General features: G+C 59.2%; 20 protein-coding genes and 2 tRNA genes. 15 read left to right on the top strand and 7 right to left on the bottom strand.

The window, feature by feature from the left end:
- Positions 1-2: 2 nt before the first annotated feature.
- The 4 genes from AC3RCG_RS18555 to AC3RCG_RS18540 form a co-directional block, all read right to left on the bottom strand.
- A complete protein-coding gene (locus AC3RCG_RS18555) occupies positions 3-302 on the bottom strand; it encodes a hypothetical protein (RefSeq protein WP_230504712.1) in 300 nt (99 codons plus the stop codon).
- Positions 303-385: 83 nt separating this feature from the next.
- Positions 386-1,450 (bottom strand): alkene reductase, encoded by a 1,065-nt coding sequence (locus AC3RCG_RS18550; protein WP_409028371.1) that lies wholly within the window; start codon positions 1,448-1,450, stop codon positions 386-388.
- Between the two features lie 57 nt (positions 1,451-1,507).
- Positions 1,508-1,804 (bottom strand): ArsR/SmtB family transcription factor, encoded by a 297-nt coding sequence (locus AC3RCG_RS18545; protein WP_070217983.1) that lies wholly within the window; start codon positions 1,802-1,804, stop codon positions 1,508-1,510.
- 123 nt (positions 1,805-1,927) lie between these two features.
- Complete coding sequence (locus AC3RCG_RS18540) at positions 1,928-2,290, bottom strand: DUF1304 domain-containing protein (RefSeq protein ID WP_070217982.1); 363 nt, start codon at positions 2,288-2,290, stop codon at positions 1,928-1,930.
- Between the two features lie 209 nt (positions 2,291-2,499).
- Between AC3RCG_RS18540 and sugE the strand changes: the two genes are divergently transcribed.
- Complete coding sequence (gene sugE, locus AC3RCG_RS18535) at positions 2,500-2,820, top strand: quaternary ammonium compound efflux SMR transporter SugE (RefSeq protein WP_070217981.1); 321 nt, start codon at positions 2,500-2,502, stop codon at positions 2,818-2,820.
- Positions 2,821-2,843: 23 nt separating this feature from the next.
- On the top strand, positions 2,844-3,173 hold the full coding sequence (locus AC3RCG_RS18530; protein WP_070217979.1) for an SMR family transporter: 330 nt from the start codon (positions 2,844-2,846) through the stop codon (positions 3,171-3,173).
- On the opposite strand, the gene AC3RCG_RS18525 is transcribed toward AC3RCG_RS18530, so the two are convergent.
- Positions 3,174-4,136, bottom strand: a complete 963-nt coding sequence (locus AC3RCG_RS18525) for a M14 family metallopeptidase (protein WP_492402658.1) — start codon at positions 4,134-4,136, stop codon at positions 3,174-3,176.
- 138 nt (positions 4,137-4,274) lie between these two features.
- Here AC3RCG_RS18525 and AC3RCG_RS18520 point away from each other — a divergent pair, with 138 nt between their 5' ends.
- Positions 4,275-5,387 (top strand): acyltransferase family protein, encoded by a 1,113-nt coding sequence (locus tag AC3RCG_RS18520; RefSeq protein ID WP_492402660.1) that lies wholly within the window; start codon positions 4,275-4,277, stop codon positions 5,385-5,387.
- Between the two features lie 3 nt (positions 5,388-5,390).
- Here the strand turns inward: AC3RCG_RS18520 and AC3RCG_RS18515 are convergent, their stop codons facing one another.
- Positions 5,391-5,855, bottom strand: a complete 465-nt coding sequence (locus AC3RCG_RS18515; protein ID WP_070217970.1) for a hypothetical protein — start codon at positions 5,853-5,855, stop codon at positions 5,391-5,393.
- A gap of 148 nt (positions 5,856-6,003) precedes the next feature.
- Here AC3RCG_RS18515 and AC3RCG_RS18510 point away from each other — a divergent pair.
- The 12 genes from AC3RCG_RS18510 (at position 6,004) to AC3RCG_RS18455 (ending at position 16,768) form a co-directional block, all read left to right on the top strand.
- Positions 6,004-6,080: transfer RNA gene (locus tag AC3RCG_RS18510), tRNA-Val, on the top strand.
- An 89-nt stretch (positions 6,081-6,169) separates the two neighbouring features.
- Positions 6,170-6,246 (top strand) — tRNA-Val (locus AC3RCG_RS18505).
- A 215-nt stretch (positions 6,247-6,461) separates the two neighbouring features.
- A complete protein-coding gene (gene thrS, locus AC3RCG_RS18500; protein ID WP_070218007.1) occupies positions 6,462-8,369 on the top strand; it encodes a threonine--tRNA ligase in 1,908 nt (635 codons plus the stop codon).
- A gap of 12 nt (positions 8,370-8,381) precedes the next feature.
- Positions 8,382-8,942, top strand: a complete 561-nt coding sequence (gene infC / locus AC3RCG_RS18495; protein ID WP_205711303.1) for a translation initiation factor IF-3 — start codon at positions 8,382-8,384, stop codon at positions 8,940-8,942.
- Positions 8,943-9,169: 227 nt separating this feature from the next.
- Positions 9,170-9,367: a 50S ribosomal protein L35 gene (gene rpmI / locus AC3RCG_RS18490; protein ID WP_038493025.1), complete on the top strand. Its 198-nt coding sequence runs from the start codon at positions 9,170-9,172 to the stop codon at positions 9,365-9,367.
- A 26-nt stretch (positions 9,368-9,393) separates the two neighbouring features.
- On the top strand, positions 9,394-9,753 hold the full coding sequence (gene rplT / locus AC3RCG_RS18485) for a 50S ribosomal protein L20 (protein WP_010399214.1): 360 nt from the start codon (positions 9,394-9,396) through the stop codon (positions 9,751-9,753).
- 145 nt (positions 9,754-9,898) lie between these two features.
- Positions 9,899-10,915 (top strand): phenylalanine--tRNA ligase subunit alpha, encoded by a 1,017-nt coding sequence (gene pheS, locus AC3RCG_RS18480; RefSeq protein WP_492402665.1) that lies wholly within the window; start codon positions 9,899-9,901, stop codon positions 10,913-10,915.
- 78 nt (positions 10,916-10,993) lie between these two features.
- Positions 10,994-13,420, top strand: a complete 2,427-nt coding sequence (gene pheT / locus AC3RCG_RS18475) for a phenylalanine--tRNA ligase subunit beta (RefSeq protein WP_492402667.1) — start codon at positions 10,994-10,996, stop codon at positions 13,418-13,420.
- 172 nt (positions 13,421-13,592) lie between these two features.
- Positions 13,593-13,940 carry an integration host factor subunit alpha gene (locus AC3RCG_RS18470; protein ID WP_010399205.1) on the top strand — a complete coding sequence of 116 codons (348 nt, stop codon included), beginning with the start codon at positions 13,593-13,595 and terminating at the stop codon, positions 13,938-13,940.
- A 10-nt stretch (positions 13,941-13,950) separates the two neighbouring features.
- Positions 13,951-14,358, top strand: a complete 408-nt coding sequence (locus AC3RCG_RS18465) for a MerR family transcriptional regulator (protein ID WP_492402669.1) — start codon at positions 13,951-13,953, stop codon at positions 14,356-14,358.
- Between the two features lie 210 nt (positions 14,359-14,568).
- Positions 14,569-15,201 carry a response regulator gene (locus AC3RCG_RS18460; protein ID WP_034783185.1) on the top strand — a complete coding sequence of 211 codons (633 nt, stop codon included), beginning with the start codon at positions 14,569-14,571 and terminating at the stop codon, positions 15,199-15,201.
- Between the two features lie 151 nt (positions 15,202-15,352).
- The gene (locus tag AC3RCG_RS18455; RefSeq protein ID WP_070289321.1) at positions 15,353-16,768 is read left to right on the top strand and encodes a sensor histidine kinase; all 1,416 of its coding nucleotides are present in this window, start codon (positions 15,353-15,355) and stop codon (positions 16,766-16,768) included.
- 65 nt (positions 16,769-16,833) lie between these two features.
- On the opposite strand, the gene AC3RCG_RS18450 is transcribed toward AC3RCG_RS18455, so the two are convergent.
- On the bottom strand, positions 16,834-17,643 hold the full coding sequence (locus tag AC3RCG_RS18450) for a Crp/Fnr family transcriptional regulator (RefSeq protein ID WP_099411578.1): 810 nt from the start codon (positions 17,641-17,643) through the stop codon (positions 16,834-16,836).
- Positions 17,644-17,790: the final 147 nt, after the last annotated feature.

Genomic DNA, 17,790 nt, shown 5'->3' with positions numbered 1-17,790 from the left:
GGTCAAAACTTGATGCAGGGTTGATTCACCCGATAGGGAGCCATGGCATGAAAAACAGTGTCGATGATGTACATGGAAACAATGTCCGAACGGACAAAGTGATGGCCGAGCTCGTCGAGCGTGGCGTGGCGTTTCATCACGCCCTGGGCCGGACGGTGGCGACGGCCTATTTGCGCGAGCATGCGGTACCGGCCGAAGTGATACGCCGCGTCTTCAGTAGCGTGCAGGCGCGCCGCCCGGCCCGGCCGGCACGGCGCCGATGGCGCTGAAAGACAGGCAAAAACGGCGGCCGCCACGATCATTGCGCAGTGAACTGCGTTGGTGTCGTTGCGCCCGCCGCATGGGGGGATGAGCGGCGCAGAGCCGCTCGTGCTCAGGGCGCTGTTCAGGCGTGTGCCGCCAGTGCCGGGTAGTCCGTGTAGCCGGTCGCGTCCGGCGCGTACAGGGTGTCCGGATTCAGCGGATTCAGGGGCGCGTCGCTGCGCAGGCGGATGGGCAGGTCGGGGTTGGCGATGAACCACAAGCCAAAGGCCACGGCATCGGCTTCGCCCTTGGCCAGCAAGGCTTCGGCCGCCGCCTTGTCCATTTTCTCGTTGGCAATGTACACGCCGCCAAATTCCTGCTTCAGGTACGGGCCCAGGCGGTCTTCACCGAGCGCTTCGCGCGCGCAGATGAAGGCGATGCCCCGTTTGCCCAGCTCGCGCGCCACATAGCCGAAGGTGGCGCGCGGGTTCGAATCGCCCATGTCGTGCGCGTCGCGGCGCGGCGCCAGGTGCATGCCGACCCTGTCGGCGCCCCATACTTCGATGCACGCGTCCGTCACTTCCAGCATCAAACGGGCGCGGTTTTCAATCGAGCCGCCATAGTTGTCGGTGCGCAAGTTGGTGCTGTCTTGCAAGAACTGGTCGAGCAGATAACCATTGGCGCCATGGATTTCCACGCCGTCGAAGCCCGCTTTTTTCGCATTCTCTGCGCCCAGGCGGTAGGCTGCCACGATGCCGGGGATTTCTTCCGTGTCCAGTGCGCGCGGCGTGACGAATTCCTGTTTCGGGCGGACCAGGCTGACATGGCCGGCCGGCTTGACGGCGCTGGGCGCCACGGGCAGGTCGCCATCGAGGAAGACGGGTGCGGAAATGCGGCCCACGTGCCACAGTTGCAGCACGATCAGGCCGCCCGCGTCATGCACGGCCTTGGTGATGTGTTTCCAGCCTTCCACCTGCTCGTCGGACCAGATGCCGGGCGTGTCGGCATAGCCCACGCCCTGCGGCGTGACGGCCGTCGCTTCCGAGATGATCATGCCGGCCGAGGCGCGCTGCGTGTAGTACTCGGCCATCAGGGCGTTGGGCACGCGGCCAGGATTACCGGCGCGCGAACGCGTCAGCGGCGCCATGATGATGCGATTTTTCAGTTGCAGGCTGCCTATGGTGATGGGGTCGAATAAAGTTGCCATGGTTGCTATCTTTCCTGTCGAGAATGCCGCGAACGGCGATATGGATGGGGGGTGCTGTTACAAACCTTGCTGCATGTGGTCCAGAAAGGCCTGGATGGTGGCTTCATTGCGCTTGAAAAAGCTCCATTGGCCAACTTTTCTGGCGGAAATTAAACCGGCCTTTTGCAGGGTGGCCAAGTGCGCCGAGACCGTCGATTGCGACAACCCCAGCCGCCGGTCGATCAGGCCGGCGCAGACTCCAAAGTCGAGCGGATGGTCCTGTTCGCAAAAATACTGCTCCGGCTCCTTCAGCCACTGCAAAATCTGCCGCCGTACCGGATTGGCCAGCGCCTTGTGGATGGCGTCGATGTCCATGCTGTTTCTCCTGGTCGATGTTCGTCTTCAAGCGATATATGTATCGTCTTTTGTGAATTTCAATATCGGAATTTTACGATATAAATAAAAAACGTGCTGGCGGGCGGATTTTTCAGGCAGGTATCAGGCGAAGTGGAACAGCAGCAGGGCGATGACGGCAGGCACCGTTTGCAGATAGAGGATGCGCGTCATGACGGTCGCCGCGCCCCACACGCCGGCCACGGCGATGCAGGCCAGGCCGAAGACGGTGAATGCATGGGCGACGGCCGCGTCCGGGTGAAAAAAGCCCAGCGCCAGCGCGGCGACAAGAAAACCGTTGTAGCAGCCCTGGTTCGACATGGCGGGGCGCACGATCTCCGCTTTTTCCTTGGACAAGCCAAACACCTTGCGCCCGCGCGCATCGAACAGCACGGTTTCCAGCAGCACGATATAGACGTGCAGCAGCAGGATGAGGGCGGTAAGGATTTGGGCCAGTAGCAGCATCATTGTTCCCGAGAGTGAGTGGATGTAGCAATTATGCTGCCACAAGCATGTTTTTTGGCAATATTTGATTGGAGCGGCCGCACTAGAAAAAATGTGCTTGCGGCAAGAGTTTTCACCCGATGGTATACTTTTCCTTTTGCTCCTGTGGGGACGACCCCGCTCGATGTGGGGGCTGCATGGCGGGGACGACCCTGCCGCCTCGGGAGAAATAGATGGCGTGGATCATTCTGGTATTGGCGGGCTTGCTGGAAATCGGCTGGGCCATCGGCCTCAAATATAGCGCCGGTTTTACCCGTCTCGTGCCCTCCGTCTTGACGGCGGTGTCCATGCTGGGCAGCGTGGTGATGCTGGGCCTGGCCTTGCGCACCTTGCCTCTGGGCACGGCCTACGCCATCTGGACGGGCATCGGCACCGTGGGCACGGCCATCTTCGGCATCATGGTGCTGGGCGAACCGGCCAGCGCCGCGCGCATCGCCTGCATCGCCCTGATCGTCTCCGGCATCCTGGGCTTGAAATTGCTCAGCCCGCAATAAAGGATGCCAGCATGAGTCTCACCATGACGTATTTCTACCTGGCCATCGCCATCATCGCCGAAGTCATCGCCACCAGCGCCTTGAAGGCATCCGAGGGCTTCAGCCGTTTGTGGCCCAGTGTCATCACCGTTGTCGGCTACAGCATCGCCTTCTGGTGTTTGTCCCTGACCTTGAAGGTTATTCCTACCGGCATCGTGTATGCGATCTGGTCGGGCGTGGGCATCGTGCTCATTTCCGCCGTGGGCTGGTTCTGGTTCAAGCAAAGCCTCGATACGCCGGCCCTGATCGGCCTGGGGCTGATCATTGCCGGCGTGCTGGTGATTAATCTTTTCTCCAAATCAGTGGGGCATTGATCAGAAGCTGCTGGCCACCCGCGCCAGGTAATACCACTCGGCATTGGCTTGCGCGTTGACGTCCGGGAAGAGGATGTAGGCGTCGAATTCGGCCGTCACGGGCGTGCCGTCCGCGCGCACGCCGATCTGCTCGCCCTGTTTGACCTTGTCAAAGCTGGACCAGGTCTTGATGAAGCGGTCGCTTGCATGCAGCTTGTCGTGCACGACGACCATGTTCAACGCTTCCATGTCCGCGTCGGCGATCGGTTCAGGCTGCGGCGTATCGATGAAGCCGAGGAAGGCCAGGGTGTTCATGATGGCGCGGTAAGCCACGTCCGGCGCGGCCGGGTCCGCGTGCTGGCCGCATTCCAGGGTCAGCGCATAGCCGCCCGTCGAGCGCATGTATTCCGTCGTGCCCACGCCATAGCGCAAGACCAGGCCCACCTGATCGCTATTGCCCAGGCGGCGCTGCACGCCCTGGCCATACGCATGCAGCCAGCCGTCGACGAAGCGGCGCACGCCCAGGCGGCGCGCCAGCGCGCGTTCCTTGTCTTCATGTTGAAACGGTTGCAGCGGGCCATCGTTGTTGCGCGGCCCCACCATGACGAAGGGCTGGCTGTCGGCATTGAACGAGTGCAAGTCGAGCAGCACGTCGTGCTGGCCCAGCAAAGGGCACAGCCAGTTGGCGATGCGGTCTTCAAAATCTTGTGGATTGTCGTTCGGAAACAGATTGCGGTTCAGGTTGCGGTCGCCGCTGCGCACGCCCTTGGCGTAGGCCAGTGGGTTGGTGATGGGCACGAAGGTGACGCTGCCGGCCAGAATCGAGAGGGCGCCGCTGTCGAGTTCAGCCATCACGCGGTGGATGCCCTTGGTGCCGCAGGTTTCATTGCCGTGCACGGCGCCCGTGACGATCAGGCGCGGGCCGCTGCCCTGGCCCGTGTAGTTGATGGATTTGAAGTGGAGTGCGCTGCTCATGCTGGACATATCCTATGCTGTTGCGGGAAGGGAAAGCGGGGTCGGCATATTTTAGCGGGATTCGCCGTGCACGCCTGCAAAAAGTTGGCCATGGCAAGGTGTGGCATGGCATGATCGGCGCCACCGTTGTTTTCCCTTGCCGATTCCATGTCCAGTACGTCCCATCCTTCCCGCCTGTATGGCCTCGATACCTTGCGCGCGCTGGCCATCGTGCTCGTCTTCATGAACCACTATTTGCTGTTCGTCAGCGAGGGTGGGGCGTTTGGTTTCTGGGGAGAAATTGGCTGGACCGGTGTGGACCTGTTCTTTGCTCTCAGCGGCTATCTGATCGGCAACCAGATCTTCACGGCCTTGCGCAGCGAACACGGCTTTTCCCTGTCCCGCTTCTATGCGCGGCGTTTCCTGCGTACCTTGCCCAATTTCTATGTCGTGCAGGCCCTGTATTACTTGTGGCCCGCGTTTCGCGGCGACAGCGCGCTGCTGCCGCTGTGGAAATTCCTGACCTTTACGCAAAACATCAATCTGACGCCGGGCACGGCGTTTTCCCATGCGTGGTCGCTGTGCGTGGAAGAGCAGTTCTACGTGCTGCTGCCGGCCGTGGCGCTGGCGATCGCCGCCTGCCGCAAGTCGCTGCTGTGGGCGTGGCTGGCCGTGGCCGCCAGTTTGATCGTCGGCATGCTGGCGCGCGCCTACCTGTGGGATGAATACGTGCACCTGCCGCGCGGCGGCCTCGGCTATTACAAGTACATTTACTATGCCTCGTGGTGCCGTTTTGACGAACTGGTGGCGGGCGTGGCGCTTGCGCTGCTGAAGAATTACCACCCGACCGCCTGGGCGCGCCTCACCTCATACGGCAACCGTACCTTGCTGGCGGGAATCGCGGGCACGGCGCTGATGTTTTACGTGTTTCTCACCGATCACTATGGCTATACGGTGACCGTGTTCGGCTATCCGGCCCTGGCCGCCAGTTTTACTTTATTGCTGGTCGCCGCGCTCAGTCCCGGCAGTACGCTATATAAACTGCGCGTGCCGGGCGCGGCCAGCCTGGCCCTGTGGTCGTATGCGATTTACCTGCTGCACAAGCAGCTGTGCATCCTGCTGCGGCCGGTGTTGCAGGATATGGGGTATGGGCCGGACGGCGCGCCGGCGATACTGCTCAGTGCCGCCGTCAGCATCGCCACGGGCTGGCTTTTATATGCATTGGTGGAAACGCCGTTCATGCGCTTGCGGGCGCGCTACGTTCCCGCCAATCATGCATGACGATTACATGTCGATCACGTCCAGCCCCCGTGGCGTGCCGACCAGCAATTCCAGGATCGCATGCACGCGCAGATTCGTGTCTTCGTGTTCCGTGTTGTAGATCAAGGTGCGCAGGCCGGGCACGGCTTCCGTGATGTGGGGGCTGGCGTAGGCATTGATCAATAACAAGACCAGGTCCGTGGCGCCCGCGCCGGGCTGGCGCCGCAGCCGGTCGTGGATCACGTTCAGCAGCGCGCGCTGCATGCGCGGCGTGGGATTGCTGATGTAGGCGAAGACGCTCGGCGTGTTGGCGATGGCCGCGCAGATGCGCCGTTCGATCTCGTCGGGCTTCACGTCGGAGGCGATATCGAAATACGCGGCTTCCCAGCGCGTGCGCGCATAGGGATGATTGGGCGGGAAGCAGTCGGCCGTTTCAAAACCGCAGATGCGGCTCAGGGTTTTCAGCCAGGCGAATAGAGTGGAGTTCATGCCGCGATTCTAGCGGCATTCCGCGTGTGCCGGGCCGACTCTCTATAAAGGAGGCTGACGCCCGGGAAGCGGATGAAAAACAGATTAAAGTTTCCTGTAAAACAGCCCTTGTCATTCTGGGAAAGCCTCTCTATAATGCTGGTCTTCGGGGCGGTTAGTTCAGCTGGTTAGAATACTTGGTCGACATCCAAGGGGTCGGGGATTCGAATTCCTCACCGCCCACCAGAATTTAGCAGTAAGTGGTTTTAAAGAGTTTTAAGCTGGCGCAAGCCGCAAGCGGTCATTTGAAATACAATGATCAACAAAAGTTTTACGGGCGGTTAGTTCAGCTGGTTAGAATACTTGGTCGACATCCAAGGGGTCGGGGATTCGAATTCCTCACCGCCCACCAGAATGCAGTTAGAGAGAAAGGTAAAACCGGTTATGACACCGCGAACTACTACCAAGCTTTGGGAGTGACGCTAGTCGAACGGGTTTCCTTTGTCTCAAAAAAGTGAAAAACGCGGCTAGTCCGCGTTTTTTTGCGTCTGCGTTTTCCTTTCAGTTTTTCAGTCCACACCATTCATTGCAGTTTTACCTGGCGCCAGCGCCGATATGGAGATCAATATGCTTACAATCCGACTTCCCGATGGTTCCGCCCGTCAATTTGACGGTCCGGTCACCGTGGCCCAGGTTGCGGCCAATATTGGTACCGGCCTGGCCAAGGCTGCCCTGGCGGGCAAGGTCGACGGCAAGCTGGTCGATACCTCCTATCTGATCGAGCAAGACGCGGAATTGGCGATTGTCACGGACAAGGACGCCGATGGCCTGGAAGTGATCCGCCACTCGACGGCCCACTTGCTGGCGTATGCCGTCAAGGAATTGTTCCCGGACGCGCAAGTGACCATCGGTCCCGTGATCGACAACGGCTTTTACTATGACTTCGCCTACAAGCGTCCGTTCACGCCGGAAGATCTGGTCGCGATCGAAAAGAAAATGGCGGAACTGGCCAAGAAGGATGAGCAAGTCACGCGCAAGGTTGTCGCGCGCGACGAAGCCATCGACTACTTCAACAGTATCGGCGAAGCGTACAAGGCTGAACTGATCGGCTCGATCCCGGCCGACCAGGAAGTGTCGCTGTATTCCGAAGGCAAGTTCACGGACTTGTGCCGCGGCCCCCACGTGCCGTCGACAGGCAAGCTGAAAGTGTTCAAGCTGATGAAGCTGGCCGGCGCCTACTGGCGCGGCGACTCGAAAAACGAGATGCTGCAGCGTATCTATGGCACGGCCTGGGCCAAGAAGGAAGACCAGGAACTGTATCTGCACAACCTGGAAGAGGCGGAAAAGCGAGATCACCGCAAGCTGGGCAAACAGCTCGATTTCTTCCATTTCCAGGAAGAGGCGCCGGGCCTGATCTTCTGGCACCCGAAAGGCTGGTCGATCTGGCAGCAAGTCGAGCAATACATGCGCAATGTCTACCAGGTCAACGGCTACCAGGAAGTCAAGGCGCCGCAAATCCTCGACCGTGGCCTGTGGGAAAAGACCGGTCACTGGGATAATTACCGTGAAAACATGTTCATCACGGAATCGGAAAACCGCGCCTATGCGCTGAAACCGATGAATTGCCCTGGCCATATCCAGATTTTCAACAATGGCATGCGCAGCTACCGCGACTTGCCATTGCGTTACGGCGAATTCGGTCAATGCCACCGCAACGAACCGTCGGGCGCCTTGCACGGCATGATGCGCGTGCGCGGTTTTACGCAGGATGACGGCCACATCTTCTGCCTGGAAGAGCAGATCGCCGGCGAAGTGACGGCGTTCCACCAGCAGGCGATGGATGTGTACACGGCATTCGGCTTCACGAATATCGACGTGAAACTGGCCTTGCGTCCCGATAACCGCATCGGCACGGAAGAGTCGTGGGATTTCGCCGAGGAATCCCTGCGTTCGGCCTTGCGCGCCTGCGGCGTGGAATGGACGGAATTGCCGGGCGAGGGTGCGTTCTATGGTCCGAAGATCGAATACCACCTGAAGGATAGTCTGGGCCGCGCATGGCAAGTGGGCACCGTGCAGATCGACCCGTCGATGCCGGGCCGCCTGGGTGCCGAATACGTGGCCGTGGACAACACGCGTCAGGTTCCGATCATGCTGCACCGCGCGATCGTGGGTTCGCTGGAACGTTTCATCGGCATCCTGATCGAACACTATGCGGGTGCCATGCCGTTGTGGCTGTCGCCGGTGCAGGTGTCAGTGTTGAATATTTCCGACGCCCAAGCTGATTATGTACAAGAAGTAACAACAAAACTGCGCAAAGCGGGGCTGCGCGTACAGGCTGATTTGCGTAACGAGAAGATTACCTATAAAATACGTGAACATTCCGTACAAAAATTGCCTTACATCTTAGTAATTGGCGACAAAGAGCGGGATGCGAATACAGTGGCCGTGCGGGCGCGGGGCAATGTCGATCTGGGCGTCATGTCCGTCGATGCCCTGATTGAGCGACTCAAACATGAAGTCGACACCAAGGCCTGACGAGGAAACTCGCTGCACGACCGTCTTACAAGATTTTTAAAGGAAATTACAATAGCTACTGACAAGTCACATCGCATCAATGGCGAAATCACTGCCCCTGAAATGCGTTTAAGCGGGGTCGATAACGAGCCACTCGGTATCGTAAGTTTGGCTGAAGCCTTCCGCCTGGCGGAAGAGGCAAACGTCGACCTGGTGGAAATTGCGCCTACCGCGCAGCCACCGGTGTGCCGTTTGATGGACTACGGCAAATTTAAGTATTCGGAGCAAAAGAAAGCTCACGAAGCCAAATTGAAGCAAAAGATCATCCTCGTGAAGGAAGTCAAATTCCGTCCGGGGACTGATGATGGTGACTACAATATCAAGTTGCGTAATCTCATCAAGTTCCTTGAAGACGGCGATAAAACCAAGATCACCTTGCGTTTCCGCGGTCGTGAGATGGCGCACCAGGATATTGGCTTCCGCATGCTGGAACGTCTGAAAGCCGATCTGGAGCCGTACGGCCAGGTCGAGCAGTTCCCGAAGATGGAAGGCCGCCAAATGATCATGGTTCTTTCGCCTAAGAAGAAGAAGTAAGTTACAATAGCGTTTTACTGTGGGTGGACACAGCGCGTGCCAGCATTGGCGCGGCGTCAAACCCCAGGCAGAATTTGCGCGGCCCGCTCAGCAATGTGCGGGCCGCGTGAACTGTAGCGGACTCGCATCCGCTGCACAACATGTGAAAGCAGGCATCTAAGCGCAGCGTCGTGTTGCCACCTGCAATCCTGTTATAAATGGAGCTGTCCGTAAGAGGACAGATTGCTATGCCTAAAATGAAGACCAAAAGCTCCGCGAAAAAACGTTTTCGCGTGCGTCCAGGTGGAACTGTCAAGTCGGGTCACGCGTTCAAGCGCCACATCCTGACCAAGAAGACCACCAAGAACAAACGTCAGTTGCGCGGTACCCGTAACATCAACGCATCGGATGTCACATCCGTCATGCGCATGATGCCGACTGCTTAATCTCACACTCAATTTAAGGAGTTACTATGCCTAGAGTAAAACGTGGGGTTACAGCTCGTGCCCGTCATAAAAAGATTCTTGTTCAAGCTAAAGGCTACCGTGGTCGCCGCAGCCGTGTATACCGTGTTGCCAAGCAAGCAGTTATGCGCGCTGGCCAATACGCTTACCGCGATCGCCGCAACAAGAAGCGCGTTTTCCGCCGCCTGTGGATCGCCCGTATCAACGCCGCTTCCCGTGAGCATGGCGTAACGTACAGCGTATTCATGAACGGCTTGAAAAAAGCAAATATCGAACTGGACCGTAAAGTCCTGGCCGATATGGCTGTGATGGACAAGCCAGCATTCGCTGCGATTGTCAACGCAGTGAAAGCAAAAATCGCTGCGTAAGCATCGGTCATTGCACAACGTCATCCACAGGGTGACGTTATAAAGAGCGGGGCAGGGGTGTGAACCTTATGCCCCGTTTCCGTTTTTGATTGTTGGGTTCTAGATTACTAAATCCAGGATTGATTTCCAAAACAGGAAAAGCCGCATGAACTCCCTAGAAGAACTCGTCGTCTCGGCCCAGGCTGACTTTATCGCCGCCGCAGACGCTGCCGCACTTGAAAACGCCAAAGCCCGCTACCTGGGCAAGACTGGCCAGATTACCGAAATGATGAAGGGCCTGGGCAAGCTGGACCCGGACGCGCGCAAGGCGCAGGGCGCCCTGATCAACGCCGTCAAAGTGCAGATCGAAGACGCGCTGACGGCGCGCCGTGATGCGCTGGCCGATGCCCAGATGCAAGGCCGTCTGAACGCCGAAGCGATCGACGTGACCCTGCCGGGCCGTGGCCGCATGCCCGGCGGCATCCATCCCGTGATGCGCACGTGGGAGCGTGTCGAGGAAATCTTCCGCTCGATCGGCTTCGACGTGGCCGACGGCCCCGAAATCGAGAACGACTGGACCAATTTCACGGCGCTCAACAGCCCGGAAAACCACCCAGCCCGTTCCATGCAAGACACGTTCTACATCGATGGCAACGACACCGATGGCAAGCCCTTGCTGCTGCGCACGCACACGAGCCCGATGCAGGTGCGCTATGCGCGCACGCACACGCCGCCGATCAAGGTCATCGCGCCGGGCCGCACCTACCGCGTCGACAGCGACGCCACTCATTCGCCGATGTTCCACCAGGTCGAAGGCCTGTGGATCGCCGAAGACATCAGCTTTGCCGACCTGAAGGGCGTGTACCTGAACTTCGTCAAGGTCTTCTTTGAAACGGACGACCTGCAAGTGCGCTTCCGTCCGTCGTACTTCCCGTTCACGGAACCGTCGGCCGAGATCGACATCGCCTTCGGCTCCGGTCCTTTGAAAGGCCGCTGGCTGGAAGTGTCGGGCGCCGGCCAGGTGCATCCGACCGTGGTGAAGAACTTCGGCCTCGATCCCGAGAAATTCATCGGTTTTGCTTTCGGCTCCGGCCTGGAACGCTTGACGATGCTGCGCTATGGCATCAACGACCTGCGCCTGTTCTATGAAGGCGATTTAAGGTTCCTGAAGCAATTCAACTAAGCGTTGTTCCGTTTGATTCATGGCGCTTGAGCGCCCGTGCGCTCGCGCTGTGAGCTTTGACCATTTGAAGGCTTGATTATGCAATTTTCCGAAAACTGGCTCCGTACCATGGTCGATCCGAAGATGACTTCGGACGAACTGGCCCATCTGCTGACCATGTCCGGTCTCGAAGTCGAGGACGTCGATCCTGTCGCGCCCCCGTTCTCGAACGTGGTGGTGGGCCTGGTCCTGGAGATGGAAAAACATCCGAACGCGGACCGCCTGAATGTGTGCCAGGTCGACGTCGGCACGGGCACCATGCTCAACATCGTCTGCGGCGCGCCGAACGTGCGTCCGGGCTTGAAAGTCGTCTGCGCGATGGCGGGCGCCGTGTTGCCCCCTGGCGCCGACGGCAAGCCGTTTGAAATCAAGGTGGGCCAGCTGCGCGGCGTCGAGTCGCAAGGCATGCTGTGCTCCGCGCGCGAATTGAAATTGTCGGAAGAAAACGCCGGCTTGATGGAATTGCCGGACGACGCGCCGATCGGCCAGAATTTCCGCGATTACTTTGCTTTGAACGACTTGAAATTCACCATCAAGTTGACGCCGAACAAGGCGGACTGCCTGTCCGTGCTGGGCGTGGCGCGCGAAGTGTCGGCATTGACGGGCGTGCCCCTGCATGCGCCGCAGTTCCGCACCGTGCCGGTTTCCAGCGATGAAATCCTGCCCGTGAAAGTCAGCGCGCCGGACCTGTGCGGCCGTTTCACGGGCCGTGTCATCCGCGGCTTGAACGCCAAGGCAGCCACGCCGGACTGGATGAAGCAGCGCCTCGAGCGCAGCGGCCAGCGTCCGCTGTCGGCCCTGGTCGACATTTCCAACTATGTCATGCTGGAGCTGGGCCGTCCCAGCCACGTGTTTGACCTGGCAAAGATCCACGGCAGCCTCGACGTGCGTTGGGGCAAGGCGGGCGAATCCGTCAAGCTGCTCAATGGCAACACCGTTGCCGTCGACGAGTGGATCGGCGTCATTGCGGACGACCAGGAAATCGAATCGCTGGCCGGCATCATGGGCGGCGACGCCAGCTCGGTGTCGGACGATACGGACAGCATCTACCTGGAAGCGGCATTCTGGTGGCCGAACGCCATCCAGGGCCGCGCCCGCCGTTTGAATTTCTCGACCGATGCGGCGCACCGCTTCGAGCGCGGCGTCGATTTCGCCACCACCGTCGAGCACATCGAGCGCATCACGGCCCTGATCGTGGAAATCTGCGGCACGCCGGCCACCACCGTCGGTCCCGTCGACGACCATGTAGTGAACCTGCCGCAACGCCAGCCCGTGACCATGCGCACGGCGCGCGCGCAAAAAGTCATCGGCGTGCCGCTCACGGATGCGCTGATCGCCGATATCTTCACGCGCCTGGCCCTGCCGTTCACCCTGGCCGACGGCGTGTTTTCCGTGACCTCGCCCAGCTACCGTTTCGACATCGAGATCGAGGAAGACTTGATCGAGGAAGTGGCGCGCGTGTACGGCTTCGAAAACATCCCGACCTTGCCGCCCGTGGCAGCGAACGTGATGCAGATTGCACCGGAAAATACCCGCTCCTTGTTTGCGGTACGTCATGAGCTGGCCGACCTGGGCTTCCAGGAAGTGGTTAACATGAGCTTTGTCGATACGGCATGGGAGCGCGATTTCTCGGGCAACACGAATCCGATCAAATTGCAGAACCCGATCGCCAGCCAGATGAGCGTGATGCGTTCCTCGCTGATCGGCAGCCTGATCGCCAACGTGCGCTACAACCTGAACCGCAAGACGAACCGCGTGCGCATCTTCGAAGTGGGTGCCATTTACCAGCGCGACGACAGCGTGCAAAACGGCCCGCTGTCGGTGGCCGGCTATGCCCAGCCCAAGCGCGTTGCCGCCATGGCCTACGGCGCGGTGGCGGACGAGCAGTGGGGCCAGCCGTCCCGCACGGTCGACTTCTTCGACGTGAAGGCGGACCTGGAAGCGCTGTTCGCGCCGCTGGTCTTGCGTTTCACCAAGGCGGAACACCCGGCCCTGCATCCGGGCCGTTCGGCCAACGTGGAGCTCGATGGCAAGGTCATCGGTTTCATCGGCGAATTGCACCCGCGCTGGATGCAAAAGTACGACTTGCCGCTGGCGCCCGTGCTGTTCGAAGTCGATGCCGCTGCCCTGACGCAAAGAGTCGTGCCCGTGTACCAGGAAATCTCGAAATTCCCTGGCGCCAGCCGCGACCTGGCCGTGGTCGTCAAGCAATCGGTGGCCGTGCAGGATCTGCTCGACAGCTTCCATGCCGCCGCCAAGGCAAGCCCGGCGGCGCGTATCGTGCAAGCCATTGTTTTATTTGATGAATATCGTGGAAAAGGTCTGGAAGCGGATGAAAAAAGCCTTGCTTTCCGGATTAGCTTGCAAGATACTCAAAACACCCTGCAAGACGATGTCGTCGATGGCCTGATGGCTGTCCTGATCGATGCCGCCAAGCAGGGCCACGACGCGAAACTGCGTTCGTAATTACCGGACTGGCCGTCGCTTTTTGCGTGACGGCCTTTCCGTCGTCAATCGTAGACGAGCTTGCCATGTGGCGGGCTCGGGCGCACAGAAAAGGCAGGGCAGGAAAATTAATAACAGCGACGTTGATTCCGCCGTACTGCAATCCGCACTGGCCGCCGATTTGCATCGGGCCATGCTGGTTGCCAAAGTGCGCCAGGAAGCGGAAAAAGATTTACCCACCTTGACCAAGGCGGAACTGGCCGAACTGTTGTTCGAGCAAGTGGGCCTGAACAAGCGCGAAGCGAAGGATATGGTCGAGACCTTTTTCGACGAGATCCGCAATGCGCTCGAGCGTGGCGAAGCCGTCAAGCTGTCCGGTTTCGGCAATTTCCAGTTGCGCGACAAACCGCAGCGGCCGGGCCGCAATCCGAAGACGGGTGAAGAGATTCCCATCACGGCGCGCCGTGTCGTGACCTTTCATGCGAGCCAGAAGCTGAAAAGCATGGTCGAAGAGACCAGTCCGCTGGCACGTGCTGCCTGAGTGAGTGGCGATGAACGAGCGCATCAGTAAAACCGAGTTGATCGCCCCCTTGCCGCCCATTCCGGCGAAACGCTATTTCACGATCGGCGAGGTGAGCGAGTTGTGCGGCGTCAAACCGCATGTACTGCGCTACTGGGAGCAGGAGTTTTCCCAGCTCAAGCCGGTCAAACGACGCGGCAACCGCCGTTATTATCAGCACCATGAGGTGCTGCTGATACGCCGCATCCGCGAATTGCTGTACGAGCAGGGCTTTACCATCAGCGGCGCGCGCAACAAGCTCGACAGCCGTGGCGCATCGCATGCCATCGCCGACGAGCTGCCAGTGCTGCCGGTCATGCCTGCCGTGCCGCAGGAAGCGCCGCTGGACCGCGTGTGGATACGCAATGAATTAATTGCGATTTTAAACTTGCTAAAATAAGATTTGTACCAATATAGGTCGGGTTGTCCGGTAGCGGTTGACTAAGTTGACTATACTGCATGGGCGCTCCGCCTTGGTGCTGACGCTACCGTACGGCGCGCCATATTTTGAATATAATGTTAATGTTGCGTTTTTGTTAGTGACGCTAAGCCGGAGCAGCGTTCAGGTTCCGGTAGTCTTTCCCAGGCCAGGAAAATTTAAGGGGAAACAATGATACGCGTTGCCATTTGTGATGATCACCAAATAGTACGAGCTGGGTTCAAACAGATTTTTTCGTCGTCAAGCGACTTCAGTGTGGTGGCGGAAGCCGGTACCGGGCGCGAAGCGCTCGATATCGCCCGCCGCGAAATTTGCGATGTATTGCTGCTCGATATCGCCATGCCCGATCAGAGCGGCATCGATACCTTGCGCACGATCCGCCAGGGCCAGCCGGAATTGCCCGTGCTGATCCTCAGCGGCTATCCCGCGCAGCAATATGCGCTGAATCTGTTCAAGATGGGCGCGAATGGCTATCTGAACAAGGAATGCGAAGCCGACGAGCTGATGACGGCCGTGCGCACCGTATTCCAGGGGCGCCGCTATGTCAGCTCCACCGTGGGCGAGTTGCTGGCGCAGTCGTTCGACCGCGACACGAATGCCGCGCTGCATACGGAATTGTCGGACCGCGAGTTCCAGGTCTTCCTGCGCCTGGCGCGCGGCGCGACGGTGTCCGATATCGGCGTGGCCTTGTCGCTGAGCATCAAGACGGTCAGTACCTACCGTACGCGCATCATGGAAAAAATGGGCTTGCAATCGAACAGCGACTTGACCTATTACGCAATGAAAAACAATTTGCTTGACTAGCGCTGCGGTGCGATCATGGAAACATGATCGCTCAGCCAGCTAACCGGGCACGACTTGATGTTGTGCAGTGCAGCAGTTTGTGGCGAGGACTATAATTGGCCGGCGCCGGCGCTCTCTCCCGCGCCGAACCTTGCTAAGGATGCACACCAGGATGTATTTCACCGCTCAACCGGCCCCGAATCACCGCCTGCCCCTGTACAAGACGATCCTGTGCGTGACGTGCGCCTTGTTGCTTGTATTGAATGGTTTCAGTCTTTACCATAACCTGGAGTCGCTGAAGGGCACGAATGCCTTGCTCAGCCAGAGCGCCCGCGTGGCCGACCGCCTGCAGTATCTGAACGTGCTCGTGCTCGATGCGGAAAGCAGCTTGCGCGGCTATTTCATTTCCGGCTCCGAAACCTATCTGGGGCCGTCGAAGACCGCTGCCACCGAAATCGACAACGAATTCAATGAGCTGCAAACCTTGCTCGCGGGCAGTCCCACCCAGCTGAAAAACCTGGGCCAGCTGAAAAGCCTGATCCGCCGAAAAATGTCGATGTTGCAACAGTCTATCGACGTCTACAAGCAGGGCGGGTTGGCCGAGATCGTCAACATTTCCCGCGTGACAGATGACCGCGCCACCATGGACGAGATTCGTCTGCAGGTGGTGATCATGACGCGCGAGCAGAATGAAGCGCTGTCGACCGGCAGCGCCGCTTTTTATCATGAGTACCAGAAAGCCGTGCTGCTCGGCATCGGCATCAATGCCCTGGCCATCCTCGTGCTGATCATGTTTTACCAGCTGGTGCGGCGCAGCTTCCAGAACCGGGCAGCCGTCGAGTATGCATTGCAAAATGCCAATGACACCCTGGAATCGACGGTCAGTAAGCGTACCGAGCAGTTATCCGTGCTGTCGCGTCATTTGATCAGTGTCAACGAAGTGGAAAAAGCGCGCCTGGCGCGCGAGCTGCACGATGAACTGGGTGCCAACTTGACCTCGATCAGCATGGACCTGGGCGCCGTCACGCAGCAACTGGCGCATACGCAGCCGGAACTGGCCGCGCAGCTGCGCCATGCCAAGGCGACCTTGCTGGAAACGGTGGAACTGAAGCGCCGCATCGTGGAAGACCTGCGCCCCAGCCTGCTGGACAACCTGGGCCTGTGCGCCGCCATCGAAAGCTATTGCGAGGATTTTGCGCGCATGAGCTCGGTGCGCTGCGAAACGGATGTGGCCATCAATATCGATAACCGCGAAGCGACCTTGACGATCGCTCTGTTCCGCATCGTGCAGGAATCGCTGACGAATATCCTCAAATATGCACGGGCCGGCATGGTCAGCGTGACCTTGAAACGCAACGAGCACGGCCTGGTGCTGCGCGTGATCGACGACGGCATCGGCATCACGGAAGATGCGCTGCAAAAACCGATGTCGCACGGCTTGCTGGGCATGCGCGAGCGGGCCCTGCTGCTGGGTGGCACGCTTACCGTGCGCCAGGGGCCGGAAGGCAAGGGGACGTGTGTGGAGGCCGTGATTCCCATGCCGCTGACGCCGGAGCTGGAAGATATCGATGCGGATGCCGAAGCGTAATTTTCCTTGAAATAAAAAAATGGCCGGGCATGCAGCCCGGCCATTTTGCTAACTATCTTGCCCGATCAGCAGCGTGAAACGTCGCGCAGCAAGCGGTCGTATTCCGTCTTGGCGACCTTGTAGCACTCGCCCGCATAGCATTCCAGGCCGGCGCGGTCCAGCACCGTGATATTGCCGCGGCGATAGTGGATCAAGCCTTCTTCCTGCAGCTTGCCGGCGGCGGCCGTGATGCTTTCGCGGCGCACGCCCAGCATGATCGAGATCAGCTCTTGCGTCACTTTCAATTCATTCGATGGCGAACGGTCCAGGCGGTCCAGCAGCCAGCGGCACAGCTTTTGCTCGATCGAGCTGTGGCGGCCGCCGACGGCGTTCTGCGCCATCTGCGCAAACAGGGCGTTGGTGTAGCGCATCAGCAGCTGGGGCAGGGCGCCGCCTTGATTGAAGGCGTCGCGCAGGCTTTGCGTTTTCAGGCGGTAGCCGTAACCGGCGCTTTGCACGACGGCCGTGCACATGGCGCGCTCGCCTGCCAGCAGCGAGGCACCGGCCACGCCTTCATGGCCGACCACGGCGATTTCCGTCGTGGCGCCGTCTTCCATGACATACAGCAGTGAAATGATGGCGGTGGTGGGGAAGTAGCTATATTCCAGGTTGTTACCATAGGCATACAATTCCTTGCCGAACGGCAGTTCAACCAGTTCCAGGTCTTCGAACAGCGATTCGAGCGCGGCGCGCGGCAGGGCGGCCAGCAATTCATTCTGTTGGGCACTGCTGAGGCTAACCCGCGACGCAAGCTTGATTTCCCGTCCGGCCGCCGGCATGGCGCGCGGCAGCAGCTGGTTCTTCTGGACCGGGGTGCTAAGTTGAGTATGGCTCATAGTATTCCTCACAGGCTTTTTACATCGGAGTGCGACTGCCGCGTTGCTGGTCAAAAAAAGCTGCCGTACTCATGTGATAACGGCGTTTTGTTCGACCGCGCGGTGCAGATCGCGATGTAGCTACTTTAAGAGCTTATGTAAGTGGCG

The organism is Janthinobacterium sp. GW823-FHT01H08, from assembly GCF_058797855.1.
The sequence above is the reverse complement of the archived record's forward strand: the minus strand, read 5'-3'. Positions and strand labels throughout refer to the sequence as shown.